This window comes from Leptospiraceae bacterium (assembly GCA_024233835.1).
Lineage (GTDB): Bacteria > Spirochaetota > Leptospiria > Leptospirales > Leptospiraceae > JACKPC01.
Map to the genome: position 1 here is coordinate 172502 of JACKPC010000006.1, position 16344 is coordinate 188845.

Below are 16344 nucleotides of genomic sequence, written 5' to 3' on the forward strand. Positions count from 1 at the left end.
AAACCCGACTCCTCTATGATTCTTCCTCCTGCAACAAAGCCGGTTTGGATCGATCAATTAATTCATTAACTTCAAGACTTTTAATATATTCTTCATCCCAAATAAACAATAGTTTTGGGGTTTCACGTAATTTTAACTCATTAGAAATGACGCTTTGCAGATAACCACTTGCATGTTTCAGGGCATCCAAAAGACGCTTTTTTCCCTTTTCATCACAATAAGAAGTTACCCATACCTTTACAAGGCTTAAATCAGGGCTTATGCTAGCTCTATGAATACTAACCAGTTGAATTCTCGGATCTTTCACTTTTCCTGAGACAAAATGAGAAGCAAGAGTCCGAATGATAGCAGATTCAATTCTACTTTTTCTTATGGGATCCAAATGTGTTTACGATTCTCCTCAGAGCTTCTTGCTGACAGTTTTAATTTCATAAATTTCTAATTCATCGCCAACTACTATCTCATTATATCCATCAAGCATGATACCGCATTCAAAACCGGTAGCTACTTCATTTACGTCATCTTTCACACGTTTAAGAGAGCGAATTTTTCCATCAAAAAGAACTATATTTTCTCTTATCACACGCACAAAATTAGAACGATGCACTTTGCCATCGGTGACCATACAACCTGCAATATTACCCACTTTAGATATTTTGAAGACTTCGCGAATTTCCATTTTACCGACAATTTCTTCGACTTTATCAGGTTCCAGGAGTCCTTCCATAGCCTGCTTGATATCATTTACAATGTCATAGATAATACTGTAATATTTGATCTCAACACCTTCTTTCTCGGCCAGGTTTAAAGTTCTGGGGTTGGCTCTTACATGAAATCCTACAATAATCGCATTAGAAGCAGAAGCCAGCATCACATCGCTATCAATAATGGCCCCGGTTCCTGCATGAATAACACCCAGTTTCACCTGATCATTAGAAAGTTTTTGAACTGCTTCTGTAATTGCTTCAGCAGAACCTCTAACGTCTGCTTTAATGATAATTTTAAGCTCTTTAAGTTCACCCCTCTGGATAATCTCATTCATATTATCGAGGGTAACACGAGTAACATTTTGTGCCTGACCGATTCTCTCGTATTCTTTACGGTGATTCGAGATCTGGCGGGCTTCCTTCTCATCTTCAACAGAATCAAATGGATCTCCCGCTCCCGGAACTCCATCAATACCGGTAACTACTACAGGAAAAGAGGGCCCGGCTTCCCGAACTTCTTTTCCATGATCGTCATACATAGCTCTGACCCTACCGGAATAAACGCCCGAAAGAAACGCATCTCCAACTCGAAGAGTTCCGTTTTGAATCAATACAGTTGCTACAGGACCTCTACCCGGATCCAATTTAGCTTCAATGATAGTTCCCTTGGCTTTACGGCCATGATTTGCTTTTAGCTCCAGCATTTCGGCCTGTAATAAAATCATCTCCAGAAGCTTTTCTATGCCAATATTTTCCCGTGCTGATATTTTACAGAAAATCGTATCACCACCCCAATCTTCAGATTGAAGTCCAAAATTTGCTAATTCCTGCATTACTTTATCCGGATTAGCAGCAGGAAGATCTATCTTATTTATAGCTACTATAATCGGTACATTTGCAGCTCTTGCATGATCAATAGCTTCTTTCGTTTGCTCTTTCACACCATCATCTGCGGCTACTACTAGAATGACTATATCTGTAATCTTCGCTCCACGAGCCCTCATTGAAGTGAAAGCTTCGTGTCCGGGTGTATCTAAAAATGTAATAATTCCATTGGGAGTATGAACCTGATAAGCTCCAATATGCTGGGTAATTCCCCCTGACTCCTGATCGATAATATCACTTTTGCGAATTGTATCCAGTAAACGAGTTTTTCCGTGGTCTACGTGACCCATGATGGTAACAACCGGAGGACGATTCGTATAATCATCCGGGCTATCTGCTTTTTCTTGTATTACAGTTTCATCATATAGGGAAACAATATTTACTTTACAGGAGTATTCATCGGCCAGAATGCTGGCAGTGTCACTATCAATAATATTATTAATTGTGACCATCATTCCCATCTTCATTAGCTTACCAATAATTTCTCCCGGTTTAAGGTTCATTTTCTTGGCAAGCTCTCCTACCTGAACATTTTCCATTATGGAAATTTCTTTTGGAACACTGGATAGGGAAAGACCACCTGTATTTTTCTTATATGATTGCTTGAAGAATTTTGCATTTTCCTGACCGCGAATATTATTCTTTTCACGACCTTTGTCTGAAGAGCCACCGCTCCTTTTACTTCTACCCTGACTTCCCGCCTGTTGAGGTTGAACACCGACTATTGGAGAAAAACCCGTTCCGCTTTCACGATTCTGTTCATTTCCTCCTCTACTGCGTCCACCGCCACCAGCATTTCCACCACCGCTTCCACCCTGATTCGGTCTTTGACCTTCTCCTCTATTGGAACGAAAATCCGGCCTTCCTCCCCTTCCACCACCTCTGCCTTCCGGCGGAGAGCTACTCGGAGATTTATGAGCTCTGGCTACGATCGGATTTCTATCATTTCTTGGAAAAAGAGTATTAGGACGGACAACTTTCTGAGCTTTATTCTGAAAGTCAGAATCAGAAGTTTTCTTTTCTTCGGAAGCAGAATGCCTGGGTTGCCTGGTTGGAGCGTGTTCCTCTTTCGGAGTTTCTTTGGCTATTCTGGCATGACGTATAATTGGGGAAGGTTTATCAGCTTCCTTTTTTATAGGCAATTCGGGCAAGGGTTTCTTTCTATCATCTTTTGACTGAGCAGAACCTTCCTGTCCAGACTGCTTGGATGCAGATTGAAACATCTTTTTTCCCTGGGATGCTTGTTCAGGTTTAGACCCACGAGGTTTTTTCTTAATAACAATCTTCTTTTTAGATGAAGAATTTTCACCTGAAATTAGTTGCCCTATAGTTTTTGTATTTTCTTTACTCTTTTTTTCTTCCATAATCTAAACAGTTTCTCTCTCAGGCCTCGTCCACAAGTTCTACCGATTCAGTTAGAACTTTCATAATATGCTCGGCTGTAGTCGGCCCAATACCCTGAATCTTGGCCAAATCTGAAGGGTGCATTTCAATAAGTGTTTCCACATCACCAACCCCACCACTTTCAAGAAGGTCAATCACTCTCTTACTTAAACCCGGGATCTCATTCAATGGAGTTCCGATTTCTTCATCATTTTCATTTTCAAATTCTTCTTCATATTCATCTTCAGATTCGGCCTCATCATATTGCTCCATCTGATGAACCTGTTCTTCCACAGGACGAAAAAGCCTTTCCAGTCTTTCTCTGGCAGCCGGAGTGGACATTTCCTCTTCATACTGTGAATGACTAATTACTGTTATTTTATAACCGGTAATTTGAGAAGCTAATTTTACATTCGAATTTCGAGCCCCACCGGTAGCCTGCTTTACTGATTCATCCAGAACTACTACCAGAGCTTCCCTTTTCTCAATATCAACTTTTACTTCAACAGGCTTCGCCGGAGAAATCGCATTAGTAATGAAATCAACCGGATTTCCTGAATATTGTATGATGTCAATCCTCTCGTTTCCTAATTCCCTAACAATAGATTGAATCCTTACTCCTTTCATACCCACACAGGCGCCAATCGGATCTATATCTCCCCTATTGGCAGCTACTACAATCTTAGTCCGTACAGAAGGCATTCTGGCGATATCTACAATTTCTATAAGTTTATCGTAGATCTCGGGGATTTCCATTTCAAATAGTTTTTTTACAAAATCAGCCGAAGCCCTCGAAAGTGTAATGATAGGTCCCGGTTCGCGATACCGTTCTCGCTTAAGCTCAACCTTCGCGATAATCGCTTTCAGTCTATCTCCCTGCTTATATCTTTCACCCGGACATTGCTCTTTTCTGGGCATAATAGCTTCGACTTTGCCGAGATCGATACTCATGGTATCCTTATTCTTCCATCTCTGGAAAAAGCCATGAGTCAACTCCCCTTCTTTTTCCTTATATTCATTATATAGAAGCTCTCTTTCCATTTCCTTAAGACGTTGGAAAACCATTTGCCTTGCCTGATTGGAGACAATCCGAGAAAGCTCTACCGGTTTTTCTTTTACCAGGATGGTTTCATCCACTTCAACGTCCGGGTTTATTTTTCTGGCTTCATCAATATGAATAAAAAGTGGATCTTTTTCTTTTGAAAAAGAAACCTTTCTGGGTATAACAAGCACAACTTCATTTTTCTCGTTAAACTCGGCCGAAATATTGACCTCAGGATCACTGATATTCATCCTTTTCTTATAAGCAGTGACCAGAGATTCTTTTATGATGTCTAATACTGCATCTCTCTTCAGGTCTTTATCCGCACAAAACTGTTGTACGGCTTCAAAAATGCTAATGTCACCCTGTGCTTGTTTAGTTGCCATATCTAAATACTAACGTATAAATTCCCTTTTATTAAGTCACTCAAATTTACAATTATAGGCTCTTCCGCCTTTTTTTTCTTTCCTTTCTGAAAAACCTCTAAGTGAACTTCTTTTTCGTTCACGGAAAGAATTTTGTAAACCTTTTCCATTTCTTTTCCTTCTTCATTTCTATGCTTCAATTTCACTAAAAGTCCCTGAAACCTTTGCAAATCAGAAGGAATCTTCAGTTCTCGTTCTGCGCCTGCTGAAGAAACCCTGAGTACAAAATCAAGCTCTCCCTTTTCTGTTTCCAGAAGCGAAGAAAACTCTCGAGATACCGTTTCACATTCACCGATAGAAACAGATCCATACTTATTCTCAAAATTGTCCAGATAAAGCTCTATCAGATAGCGCTTATTCCTAGCATGTACTTTTACATCATAAATAGCAATGGGGTGGGAAATAATACTGTTAACGTAATCTATAATTTCTTGTTCGTTTATAGTCAATAGACACAACCCACTAAAGCGCAAACCCTGAGTCAGGACGCCAAAACCAGATTTGTACTAGACTAAAAAGAGCTATAGATGTGTAAAGCAAAAAATCTAATCTATTATTGAAAAGCCGAAAAACCGCTTGATGAGAAAGAAAACTCCCGGTTTATATATCCAGATCGGGTTCTTCTTCAAGGTAATGAACCTTGATTAGGGAGAGATCATCCGTAAGATCACCGGTTTCTTTAAGAAATCGAACCAATTCCTCTAAACTCCCCTTGCTTTTTTCTACAGATCGTAAAAATAAGGTCTCATCTTCGTTGATTTTTTTATAAAGGCTTTTTTCTGTAGAAATATTCAAATCATCCCTACCATCTGAACCGCAGATCAGGATATCTCCCGGATTGAGACAGAAACTCTCTAACTGAAAAGGCAAGTCATCTATTGTAGTTCCCAGTTTTCGCATATCAAATTGTTTTTCCAAAAAAACAGCAAGGCCATCTCTCAGTAAAACAGTAGAAGGATGCTCTGCATTAAATAAATACATTTCACCACTTGACTCTCTCACAAGACCGCAGACAACTGATATTAACATAGAGCCATTAAAAGTACGAAAAATATCATCCAGTTCTTTGTAAAACTTATACATCCATTCATCAGGAGAAATTTGTAAAACCCTGTCCCCTTTGGCAGAGCGACTGAGAATATTATTAATGGCAGTTCCGGCAACAATCGCTCCTCCGGCACCCTGCATAGATTTTCCCATGGCATCACCGTTTATAAAAAATATATAACGATTTTCTTTATTATAAAACCTTAAATTACCGGTAATAACAATGTCTCCTCCCAGTTCTCCATTTCTTCTCCGGAATTCAAATTTCTTTTTTTGTTCGATGTATACTTCAGTACGAATAAACCTTGATTTATTAAAATTCGTCGATAAAGGTTTTTCAATTAAAGAAGTCAAAAAATAATCCCCATTCTGCTGAATATTTAAAGCATTGATTTCTTCCATTTTTTCAATGACTTCTTTTGTCCTGGCAACAACCTTCATTTCCAGTGTTTCATTCAGCTCTTCCATTTTGTTGTGCAAAAATATAAATTTACGAGCAAGAACAGTAGCAATTCCCATTATCAAAGTAAAGAAACCATATTTGGTGAAAGATAGTCCGGTATTTAAAAACGCAGAATCAATTATATCATAAATCCCGCAAAGCATGGCTATTGCAAAGCCCATAAACAAAACCATAGAGTATTCTAATTTCTTATGTAACGCTTTATAATAGATACGAACCAGAAGAGGAAAGCCTATTAGAAAAGTACTAAACTGCCAGACTCGCAAAATATATTCTGCAATGTACATAGGAGGAAAAAGGGTGATGAACGATAACAAATAATTATAATTTGCATAATACCGAAGGGTTCTATCATCTTTCCTAAAAAATAAATACTGCAAAAAATAAAGTGCAGTAACCACCATAGGATATAAGACCATGAGTTCAATTCTCTGGACTAAATTGGTATCAATCTGAAATTCTAAAATATTCGCACTACGGGTATATAAGTAAATTCCAATACCAATTGCGTATAAGCCAAAATAAAGGTTATATTTATCCAATTTTCTTTTAGAATATAAGAAAAGATGATATAAGCCTACAATGATATAAATTCCGATAAGGATGAGAGATAGGAGATCTCGACTTTCATAGATTAGATTTTTATAATAACCTATTTGATAACCACGAGTTACATAAAAACCCGTGTGATCGTATTTCGAATCACCATATAAACGAATTAATAACTGATTTTTTCCATCCAGTAAATTGGTCGGATCTAATTCAAAAACCTGATCCCGAAGGGTTCTATGAAAAGTAATTTTATCTTTTAGAAACTCTCCTTCTTTATGAATAAATTTTCCATTTAAATAAACCTCAAAGGCCTCCCCAATTTCACCAAAACGGATAGCTGTCTGCTTATTTTTTTCAATAGTGTTTAATTCAATTGTAAAATGGGTTAAAAGAGTATAGGTTCCCACTTTATTATGAGATGGATATATTTTATTGATATTTATAGGAAAACTATCGAGGCGAATCCAATTTCGCTCAGGTTGAAAATTCGGAAAAAAGGTTTCATCCACAGAATCATTGATCCACCAGACTCTCGGGCTACATTCCGGAATACTACAATCAAGAGTCAGATCAATAGGTAAAGTTTCTGCCTCAGAGGAAAAAAATGCAGAAAACAACAAACAGAAAAATACAATAAAATATATTTTTTTTAAATGTACCCTTATACTGGAGAAAAAAAGCACCACATTACCTTCTAAAGTTCGGAAGGTTTATATTCTGAATGGCACTTTTTGTAAACTCATAAAATTCTTCGAGACAATATCCCACCGTTCTTCCTTCAAGAATCGTTGCCCTATCGAAACGAGGATTAAAATGTACTTCTTCATCAATATTTTGAATAACCGTTCCACCGGTAGATTCATTATCGTCTAAAATTTTATGAATGAAGGTTTTAAACTCCTGAAATACTTCTACAGCTTCCGACATAAACAATCTGGACTGTTTATTTTTCATTCGTCCCAATTGTTCTTTAAAATCCTGCTTATCACAGAGTGCATATTCTTCAATGGTTTCCGTGAGAACTTTCATATTCCTGCGTATATTCTCAATAGATTTAATGAGATTATCTCTTTCGGTAGCATGAGTAAAGTCTAAAGAAATATGGGAATCTCCCAGGACGGGCAAATATTCCATTTCCATTCGGTTTAAAAGAGTAGCAATCAAATTTATCTCAGAATCGTTGCAATGAGGTGTAAGTTTCATGACTACAAGATTCTCAAGAGGATTCCGTTTCTCGATTTCTGCCTTTCCTTCACCATTGGAATTCTCTTCTCCGGCTTTTTTATGCTTCTCTTTTTCAGCAGTGGCATAGGTAGAATAATGAATATTTTGAGGAATTCCATCCGGAGAAATTTCCAGGATTCTCTTTTTGTATTTTTCTATATACAACCTGGCTCTCTCCTTCTGGTTATCTCTTTTGGATTTTTGCTGAATTGTCTCCAGAAGATTGATTAACCTCTGATATTTTTGTATTTCTATCAACTGCTCACTGCTTAAAGGCATTTTGTTTTACCTGTCTGTTTTGTTTAAAAAGTTTTCGATAGATGCGGTAACCGATTCCATGCTGGTAATATCAAGTGGAACTATCACATCACTATTTTCTTTTGCCAGTTTTTTTAGCTGACTGATATACCTTTCTGATACCTGAAGCCGAACTGCATCTTTTCCACCTTTCATAGAGATGGATTCTGCAATCTTACGGATACTTTTGGCCGTTGCTTCCGCAATAGCTAAAATTTCTTTCGCTTTTCCTTCAGACTCATTAATCCATTTCTGTTTTTCCCCTTCGGACTTATTTATTGCTTCCTGCATCAAACCCTGGGAACGGTTAATACGGGAATTCCTATCTCCTTCAGAAAGAGAAATTTCTGCTCTTTTCTTCAATTCCGAGTTCTTTTGCTTTTCCATGGACTCAATCACCGTTTTTGGAGGAGTCAAGTTCTGGATTTCGTAACGATTTACACGAACTCCCCAGGACTCAGAAGCCTGATCCAGTATATCCACGATTTTTTGATTCATGTTGGCTCTTGCTTCAAAGGTTTTATCCAGATCCATAGTTCCAATAATAGCGCGCATCGTTGTTTGAGCCAGCTGTACTGCGGCATAAACATAGTCATCAATCCCGTAGGATGCTTTTTGTGGATCCAGAACAACCAGATAAAGAATGCCATCCACTTTTACCTGAACGTTATCCCTGGTAATACAGATCTGCGGTTGAACTTCAATAGCCTGTTCTTTCAGAGTATGTTTATAGGAAACCCTATCAATAAAAGGAATCAAAAGGTGAAAACCTGCTTCGAGTGTCGCATTATATTTTCCGAATCGTTCCACAATCAATACTTCCCTTGTGGGAACAATACGAATGGAAGTAATAAATTTAAAAGCTACAAAGAGAATAAACGCTGCCCAAAAACCATATACAAAAAAATCCATTATTTACCCCCTTTAGGCGTCAACTGCGGAAGTTTCCCGGTAACCTTGGAAACCCCTTCAAAAAAGGAAAGGATAGAAGCTACATTGGTAGGTAGAACTGTAGTTTTATTGGTAGCGAGTATTTCTCCCACACTATCAATATATTCCTGGATAATCCGGAGGTCAACCGCTTCAAGTCCACCCTTCTGTGAAATCGCCTCGGAAATTAGCTTGATTCCCTGTGCTGAAGCCTCTGCCATAATTTCAATAGATGCCGCCCTTCCTTCGGCTTCATTAATCCGTTTAAATTTTTCTCCCTGGGAAATATTAATGGCTTCCATTTTCTCCCCTTCGGAACGATTAATCCGGGATTGCCTTTCTCCCTCAGAAAGAGTAATTTCGGCTCTCTTTTCCCTTTCTGCCTTCATCTGCTGTTCCATCTCGTGGAGAACGGAACGGGGAGGAGTAATGTTTTTAATCTCGTAACGAGTCACCTTAATCCCCCAGGGGTCAGTAGCCTCATCTACCTGAGAAACTACATTGGAATTAATCATCTCTCTTTCAGAAAAGGTTTCTTCCAGACTCAGTTTTCCAATCTCTGAACGAAGAGTCGTCTTTGCCAACTGGGCAGATGCCATCAAGTAATTATCAATTCCGTAAGAGGCCTTATAAGGATCCATAATTTTCAGGTACAAAATTCCATCAACTTCTACAGAAACGTTATCACTGGTGATACATTCCTGGGGTGGAACATCATAGGCCACTTCCTTCAGGTTATTCTTATAGGCTACTCTCTCCATAAAAGGAACCAAAAAATGAAAACCTGCATCTAATGTAGCTTTATATTTACCAAAGCTCTCAACAACATACGCAAATTGCTGAGGTACCACGATGAAAGTTTTCATAACAACGACTATCACTATTATAAATAATATAGTTATCCAAAACAATCTATTTGCCCTCTTCTTTATGTAAATTCAGTAAAGTCATCTGTCTCTTTTTTTTGGCTTTCCAAAAAATTTTTCACATCTTCCTCTTTGGCCTTTTCTACCAGGAAAGTCAAGTTATTTCTGGAGATAAGCTTAGCATACTGGCCTTCTTCTATTTCCTCTTCAAAACTGACCGCTTCCCAGACCGTTCCCTGGTATTTTACCTTTCCACCTTTCTTTTTAATCCGAACCTTATTTATAACGGGAACTATTTTCCCAAATTCTTCGTTTACGCTTAAAGGTTTAAAGGTTCTATTAGGAGGGAAAAATTTGCGAAGCATGGTTCCTCCAATAAAAATAAGGAGAAATGAAAGTGTAGAAAGTATAATAATTTGATTTAAAAAAGAAAAATGAAATAAACCATACAAAAGACCGGTTATAATTGCAGAAACACCCACGAATGATACAAAAGTACCCGGGATTCCAAATTCTAAAACTATAAGAACCACTCCGAGAATAATCCACAGATACATCGGATCTATCCAGTTTGTAATGATATTCATTCCAAAAAACCTTCCTTCTGGTATGAACACTTCTTACCTCAAGGGACTATTTGTTTCAAGCAGTTTATTTCCCTTAAACAGTTTTACTCTTTACAAAGTTTCTATCCTTATACTTTCTTCCAGACATGATATCGAAACTCTTTTTTCAAATCGGAGCTTTAAAACTCATCCTGCAAATCCTGAACAAACACCGAAAAAGAAAAGACTCCCTCCTCTTTCTAATCCACTGGACAATTCTAAATATTCCCCCAAAATCCCCCCTGCAAATGCTCCCTCCGGGCCTTTTAGAAACTTTCAAACTAAAAGAATCCCATATTCAAAAGCTTTCCGGCCTTTATATGGGACTGGAAAAAGAACTGGGTACTGCCGGAGCCATTCTCGCTTTTACTGAACTTCTAAACGAATTATCCGCTTACAGTATAAAGAAACGTCTGGAAAAACCCTGAATTTTATATCTTCTGAACATCCTGTCACAAATTGGATATTTTAAATTTAGCTTGACAAATTTTACATCTCATATTCTCCTTGCCTCAGGGATAATAGAGATATAAAATTAATGATTGCATTTAGGAGTAAAACGAATGAGAAGCCTTACAAAAGAATTTACAACAGGAAATGAGACTTTAGATAAACAACACGAAGATATAATAAACTTAATCAACAAATTTCAGGTAAGCTGCGAAATGAACATCAATGATGATGATTTAGATGAAATTCTTTCAGAACTTACTGATTATGCCTATACACATTTTGCTGAAGAAGAAGCATTCATGAGAAGTATTAGTTTTCCAGAATATACAGAACATAAAGCTTTACATCAGGAATTTATAAAAAAACTCAATGCTTATAATGCGCAATTCATGGCAGGAACCAAAAATCTCGAAAGAGAAATTTTAGCGTTTTTACGCGGATGGGAAAACGATCACGTTAGGATGGAAGACGCTAAATTTCTTGAGTATGTATAGCTTTCACTTCCCAACCCAGCCCGTATAAACGCATGGCAACAATTATACGGGCAAAACAGAATGCAGTATATTTCCCTCTTTTTTAATTCTACATTCTTAATTGCCCAGTCCTTCCCTTACCTTTTGGATCTCATCTAAAGGTAGGCCTGTAACTTTTTGGATGGTCTCATTAGATAAGCCGGCCTTTATACAATTGATAGTGGTTTCCAGTTTTTCTTCTGCTTTGCCTTCCGCTTTGCCTTCCGCTTTGCCTTCTGCTTTGCCTTCCGCTCTGCCTTCTATCCTTGCAGTAGAAATAACATCTTTTTCTATAGCTGAATTCATCAGGTATTTTTCATAATCCAGTCTTTCCTGTTCACTCATATTGAGTATCTTTAATTTCTCTCTGGCTTTATCTATATTTCGTGAATGAAACTCGGTTTTGACTATATTGTTTTTCATCATATAGATCCATTCGTCTATATCTTCTTTCACTATATCAGGATAGCGGTTTACCGAAATTATATAGTATTCTGGAAATATATTCTTTTTCTGAAATTTTATCCTTAGCTCACCGTCTACCATGGTCTCAACTTTTTCCCGTACATCCAATAGTTCATTTGTATGCATCCCGCGAATTTCGGTACTGCCATAATAGATGTAATCTGTACCCCTGCCTATATTAAAGTATTGCACACTCACGGATATGATTTTACTAATATTCGAATAGGCATCTCCCAGGCGAAAATGGTCGACTATGGTTTTCGAGACTCCAAAAAGCAATCGTTCCAAAAAGTCAGATTCCGAGTCGCTCTGCACTTCTATGATGACCTTTCTATCTTTACTATCCCTGATAAGTACATCCACCCTGTTATATTTTTGTGAGGCATTCTGCTGGTTACTCTCACTTTCTAATACTTCAAGGACTGTCACTTCTTCTTTTAATAAGGCGGAAAGAAAACCCTCGATTATATCGAAGTTTGCCTTATCTCTTAGCATGGTTTTGATTACCCAATCAAATCGAATCAATAGGTCTTTGTTTTTCATAGGAACTGCCTCAAATTCAAGTCTCTATACAGGAAATCCGGATTGTCAAGAATAAAATATAGGCGAAAGCGAATCTACGGAGACTCACCTACCTGTATAAAAATTTAGTTCTTTCAGGAAAATATCCTTGACTCTTACTTTCACAAACTGCAATCTTAACATCTGCTTATGATGGACGAAACGATATACCACGAACTACTAAAAACCGGCCTTGCCAGAAGACCTCGGAGCCATGCACTTTAAGATTATTGACGAACAGGTTCTCTTTCAAGATGAAAAAGGAGATTTTGTCATTACCTGCATTTCATCGGATAAGGAATACAATGAGCATCATTTTGAGCTATTGCCGGAAATGGCACCGTATCAGCTTATTGAAGGAAGGATAATTTTTATGTATTCACCAAGTTTTAGACATCAACAGGTTTCCATGAACCTTTCTTACCTTATTAAAAATTTTCTTATGGAAAATCCTATTGGTGAAGTAGTCACTGCTCCTCTTGATGTTCGTCTGGATGAGAAGAACGTGGTGCAACCTGATATTCTTTTTGTTTCTATCCGTCGCAGTAATATCATTGAGAGAAAAATTATGGGAGCACCGGACTTTATCATTGAAATCCTATCAACCCCTCGTAGAGATACATTGCAATGCATCTCTACGAGGGGTTTGTATGGTCGCTTCCTGGTAAAAGAATACTGGATTGTTCACCCCGAAGAAGAGTGGATAGAAGTCTATCATAACAAAGCCGGTATCATGTGGAAACAACAGACTGCCCGGGCCGGTGATACCATTACAAGTAAAGCTATAGATGGCTTTCAGTTGGATGTAGCAAAGGTATTTTGAAACTTTCTAAGAAAATAACCCTAATTAGCTCCAATGATAGCCTTACTATGCCTGATGTAAGCGAACCACCGGTGGTTCGCCTGCTTCCCTGAAAAAATGAACGAACACCCTCATTCTTAGAAGAGATAAAATGAAAGAAAGAGCAGATAAAAAAACCATAATTACATTTCTCAAATACAATTACTATGCAAATTCACAGGCTTATCTTTACAATAAATAAAAAAGAGATAAACCTGACGTAGCGCTATATTTTTTTGACTTACCAATAGTAATTTATGATGTCATATTACTCTATTGCACAAAGAGAACTACAACCATCTCCATTTGCTAAATTAGAGTCATCACACGCTTCTCCCTGATCCACTACTCCATCTCCACATAACTTATCCTTAATTCTTATTGAAATTACAGCTGTTCCTGATTTTGAACCATTTATTGCACTGATTGTAAAATTCGTTGCAGCCTGATTTACTGTAGGTGTCCCGGTGTATATTTCGGTGAAATCTGCCAGTCATTCCGGTTGAAACTTTACCACTCAAATGTTTTCAAAATCATCCTAATGACAGATGAAAGCCTAACATAGATTAAGTCAAACCTTTTGTAATTAATTTTCTCATGGAATCTCCTTTCAACGTGAATGTGTAAGAAGAGTGTAATATTCTGTCACAAACTGCATCAGCAATTGTCTGGTTATTTACCACATCATGCCAGGATGAAATAGGGTATTGAGAAGTAATAATTGTTGACTTTTGTCCATGTCTATCTTCAATTATTTCCATAAGAAACAATGCTGTTTTCTTATCAAACGGTTCCAGTCCAAAATCATCAAGGATAAGTAGATCCGTTTTTTTTATCTTATCAATTTCTCTATTGTAACTTCCATCGACTTTTTTCATTCTTAAAGAATTGAATAATTTACTGCTATTGTAATATAGCACAGAGTATCCTTCCAGGCAGGCATTATTTCCAAAAGCACATGCTAAATAACTTTTCCCAGTTCCGGTCGGGCCGGATATAATAAGGTTATATTTCCTTTTGATCCATTCAAAGGAGCTTAATTTTAGAACCATATTTTTATCCAGATTTCTACCGCTATCATAGCTGATGCTTTCCAGATTAGCTTTGTATCGAAATTTAGCTGTAGCTAATAATCTTGTCAGCTTCCGATTATATCTTTCCTCCCATTCGGCATCTACGAGAGAAGCAACAAACTCATCCGGACTCAGTTTATTAAAGCCCATATCCAATGCAGATTTAAAGATTCTCTGCATTCCATAAAGTTTCATTATTTTTATTTTTTCAAGTGTATCTTCATTAGTCATATCAGTATTCTTCCTTATTGTAATATACTTTTCCTCTCAGGTTTTCATGTTTGATGTCATTGGAAGATAAGTTTTCTTGCTCGTATGCATCCATTCCATTTAGCAAAATATTTTTTATAAATCTGTAGCCTATTTGCTTGTATTCTAATGCGATTTCACAGGCTCTATTAACTCGCTTTCCCCCATATTTCTTTCCAAGGTTAATAATCCCTATGCATACTTTATATCCCTGTTCGGGATATTTGTAAGTATTTAGAATATTTGAGGATAGCTCCCTTACACTTACTCCCAGAAGAGATGCTCTGCTTAATATCATTTCAGAATTCCATTCCGCATAAGACTTGTGAGAGGGAGGCATATGGTCTATATTTGTGCTATATTTACCCTGTGCTCTATCACGTTTATGCAAAGCCACTCTCTCATTATTGTAGAATACCTCAACTATATCCTGAGTATAGATTATCGTGGTTTTACGACCTTTTAGGCGATAAGGCACGCTGTAATAGTTTTTATCTTCAGGAAGGTAGACATGATAATTTACAGCTACTGTAGACATTGCAAATTTCTTGAACATGTATTTTTCTGCAGGTAGAGGCTTTAGTAACTGTTTTTCGTTTCTTTCAAAATCTTCTCTTCTTGAATGATTTAATCTCTGCATTTTTAGATTATTATGTTTATCTAATAGTTTCTGTATTGCCTCATTCAATTCTGAGAGGCTCAGGAATGTTTGATCTCTAAGAGGAGCAAATATTCTAGTATATACTATGTTCACCGCATTTTCTACGAGTGCTTTATCTTTGGGCTTATAGGGCCTTGCCGGGAAAATAACCGTATCATAATGTCTGGCAAAATCCAAAAGCTCAGGATTGATTTCAGGTTCATACCTATCACTTTTTGTTACCGCAGCTTTTAAGCAATCCGGAACAATCGCATTCACAACCCCTCCAAGATATTGTAAACTATTCTCACAGGCACGAATAAAATCTTCTTTCTTCTGAGAATATACCGCTTCTACATAAGTTAATTGACTCGCACCTAATACAGAAACAAATACTTCAACTTCTCTTTCTTCATTTGTTTTGGGATCTTTTATTTTTAGCTTTTTTCCGGTAAAGTCCACAAACAGTTTATCACCATATTTATGCTCTATATGCATACTGACTTCTTTGCTGTTTTTCCATGTCTGATAGTGATAACAAAACTGGGTATAGCTATAGGGTTCTGAAACTTCTTTTGTATATTCTTCCCACAATATTTGCAGGGTAACTCCAACTCTTTTCAACTGAACAGCATAGTCAGGAAACCTAATGGATAGCTGCTGATACCTTTCTTTTCGGGAAAGATTTCTGGAATCTAATATATCCAGAACCTCACTTTCCTTCATAAGAGAGAGGTCTTTATATGTCATATTTGACTTGCGGAATATTTGGAGATACTCTGATACTACTGGACGAGAAATACTTAAGTTTCGACTAATACTCCGTTTACTCAAACCCAGTTCGTAGAGTCTTACTATTTCAACAATTTTATTCATTTTTATCCTCTGATTCATCAGTCTTTCCCCTCTTAGTTGAAAGACTTTTTCGTTGCGATGATTGAGGAAACTTTTAACCTTTGTCCCGAATTACTTATTTTCCGTGTGGTAAAGTTTCAACCGGAAGCCTGGTAAAGCTAAAAACGGAATGCAATTCTATTTCATTAAGTCAGGTGGCAACTTTCACCGGAATGACTGGCAGGGTTGAACCGGAATACACATCTACTGGCTTATCATAAAAATATATC

General features: G+C 37.3%; 16 protein-coding genes. 3 read left to right on the forward strand and 13 right to left on the reverse strand.

Annotation, left to right across the window (positions count from 1 at the left end):
• Positions 1–13 precede the first annotated feature (13 nt).
• The 9 genes from rbfA to H7A25_23290 all read right to left on the reverse strand — a co-directional run bounded on the left by rbfA (position 14) and on the right by H7A25_23290 (position 10408).
• Positions 14–382, reverse strand: a complete 369-nt coding sequence (gene rbfA / locus H7A25_23250; GenBank protein MCP5502836.1) for a 30S ribosome-binding factor RbfA — start codon at positions 380–382, stop codon at positions 14–16.
• An 18-nt stretch (positions 383–400) separates the two neighbouring features.
• Entirely contained in the window at positions 401–2956 is a 2556-nt protein-coding gene (gene infB, locus H7A25_23255) for a translation initiation factor IF-2 (protein MCP5502837.1), read from the reverse strand.
• Between the two features lie 19 nt (positions 2957–2975).
• Entirely contained in the window at positions 2976–4403 is a 1428-nt protein-coding gene (gene nusA / locus H7A25_23260) for a transcription termination/antitermination protein NusA (GenBank protein MCP5502838.1), read from the reverse strand.
• 2 nt (positions 4404–4405) lie between these two features.
• Positions 4406–4891 carry a ribosome maturation factor RimP gene (gene rimP / locus H7A25_23265; protein MCP5502839.1) on the reverse strand — a complete coding sequence of 162 codons (486 nt, stop codon included), beginning with the start codon at positions 4889–4891 and terminating at the stop codon, positions 4406–4408.
• Between the two features lie 151 nt (positions 4892–5042).
• Positions 5043–7124: a SpoIIE family protein phosphatase gene (locus H7A25_23270; GenBank protein MCP5502840.1), complete on the reverse strand. Its 2082-nt coding sequence runs from the start codon at positions 7122–7124 to the stop codon at positions 5043–5045.
• Positions 7125–7191: 67 nt separating this feature from the next.
• A complete protein-coding gene (locus H7A25_23275) occupies positions 7192–8007 on the reverse strand; it encodes a hypothetical protein (protein ID MCP5502841.1) in 816 nt (271 codons plus the stop codon).
• Positions 8008–8013: 6 nt separating this feature from the next.
• Positions 8014–8937, reverse strand: a complete 924-nt coding sequence (locus H7A25_23280; protein MCP5502842.1) for a paraslipin — start codon at positions 8935–8937, stop codon at positions 8014–8016.
• A complete protein-coding gene (locus tag H7A25_23285; protein ID MCP5502843.1) occupies positions 8937–9821 on the reverse strand; it encodes a paraslipin in 885 nt (294 codons plus the stop codon). Before H7A25_23285 ends, H7A25_23280 begins: the two co-directional genes overlap by 1 nt.
• Positions 9822–9883: 62 nt before the next feature.
• Positions 9884–10408, reverse strand: a complete 525-nt coding sequence (locus H7A25_23290; GenBank protein ID MCP5502844.1) for an NfeD family protein — start codon at positions 10406–10408, stop codon at positions 9884–9886.
• A 125-nt stretch (positions 10409–10533) separates the two neighbouring features.
• On the opposite strand from H7A25_23290, the gene H7A25_23295 reads away from it, so the two are divergent.
• Both H7A25_23295 and H7A25_23300 read left to right on the forward strand, forming a co-directional pair.
• The gene (locus tag H7A25_23295) at positions 10534–10854 is read left to right on the forward strand and encodes a hypothetical protein (GenBank protein MCP5502845.1); all 321 of its coding nucleotides are present in this window, start codon (positions 10534–10536) and stop codon (positions 10852–10854) included.
• 135 nt (positions 10855–10989) lie between these two features.
• The gene (locus H7A25_23300; GenBank protein MCP5502846.1) at positions 10990–11373 is read left to right on the forward strand and encodes a hemerythrin family protein; all 384 of its coding nucleotides are present in this window, start codon (positions 10990–10992) and stop codon (positions 11371–11373) included.
• Between the two features lie 96 nt (positions 11374–11469).
• Here the strand turns inward: H7A25_23300 and H7A25_23305 are convergent, their stop codons facing one another.
• A complete protein-coding gene (locus tag H7A25_23305) occupies positions 11470–12399 on the reverse strand; it encodes a PD-(D/E)XK nuclease family transposase (GenBank protein MCP5502847.1) in 930 nt (309 codons plus the stop codon).
• 211 nt (positions 12400–12610) lie between these two features.
• Here H7A25_23305 and H7A25_23310 point away from each other — a divergent pair, with 211 nt between their 5' ends.
• Positions 12611–13240 (forward strand): Uma2 family endonuclease, encoded by a 630-nt coding sequence (locus H7A25_23310; GenBank protein ID MCP5502848.1) that lies wholly within the window; start codon positions 12611–12613, stop codon positions 13238–13240.
• Between the two features lie 286 nt (positions 13241–13526).
• Here the strand turns inward: H7A25_23310 and H7A25_23315 are convergent, their stop codons facing one another.
• The 3 genes from H7A25_23315 to H7A25_23325 form a co-directional block, all read right to left on the reverse strand.
• Positions 13527–13751, reverse strand: coding sequence for a hypothetical protein (locus H7A25_23315; GenBank protein MCP5502849.1), 225 nt, complete (start codon positions 13749–13751; stop codon positions 13527–13529).
• A 73-nt stretch (positions 13752–13824) separates the two neighbouring features.
• Positions 13825–14562, reverse strand: a complete 738-nt coding sequence (locus H7A25_23320; protein MCP5502850.1) for an ATP-binding protein — start codon at positions 14560–14562, stop codon at positions 13825–13827.
• Between the two features lies 1 nt (position 14563).
• Positions 14564–16114, reverse strand: a complete 1551-nt coding sequence (locus H7A25_23325; GenBank protein MCP5502851.1) for an IS21 family transposase — start codon at positions 16112–16114, stop codon at positions 14564–14566.
• Between the last annotated feature and the right edge of the window lie 230 nt (positions 16115–16344).

What these genes read in the sequence shown, in the direction of transcription:
- H7A25_23295 (MCP5502845.1), top strand. Translation starts at nt 10,534, where the DNA reads ATGATATCGAAACTCTTTTTTCAAATCGGAGCTTTAAAACTCATCCTG.
- H7A25_23320 (MCP5502850.1), bottom strand. Translation starts at nt 14,562, where the DNA reads ATGACTAATGAAGATACACTTGAAAAAATAAAAATAATGAAACTTTAT.
- H7A25_23305 (MCP5502847.1), bottom strand. Translation starts at nt 12,399, where the DNA reads ATGAAAAACAAAGACCTATTGATTCGATTTGATTGGGTAATCAAAACC.
- H7A25_23280 (MCP5502842.1), bottom strand. Translation starts at nt 8,937, where the DNA reads ATGGATTTTTTTGTATATGGTTTTTGGGCAGCGTTTATTCTCTTTGTA.
- H7A25_23275 (MCP5502841.1), bottom strand. Translation starts at nt 8,007, where the DNA reads ATGCCTTTAAGCAGTGAGCAGTTGATAGAAATACAAAAATATCAGAGG.
- H7A25_23285 (MCP5502843.1), bottom strand. Translation starts at nt 9,821, where the DNA reads ATGAAAACTTTCATCGTGGTACCTCAGCAATTTGCGTATGTTGTTGAG.
- H7A25_23290 (MCP5502844.1), bottom strand. Translation starts at nt 10,408, where the DNA reads ATGAATATCATTACAAACTGGATAGATCCGATGTATCTGTGGATTATT.
- H7A25_23325 (MCP5502851.1), bottom strand. Translation starts at nt 16,114, where the DNA reads ATGAATCAGAGGATAAAAATGAATAAAATTGTTGAAATAGTAAGACTC.
- H7A25_23300 (MCP5502846.1), top strand. Translation starts at nt 10,990, where the DNA reads ATGAGAAGCCTTACAAAAGAATTTACAACAGGAAATGAGACTTTAGAT.
- nusA (MCP5502838.1), bottom strand. Translation starts at nt 4,403, where the DNA reads ATGGCAACTAAACAAGCACAGGGTGACATTAGCATTTTTGAAGCCGTA.
- infB (MCP5502837.1), bottom strand. Translation starts at nt 2,956, where the DNA reads ATGGAAGAAAAAAAGAGTAAAGAAAATACAAAAACTATAGGGCAACTA.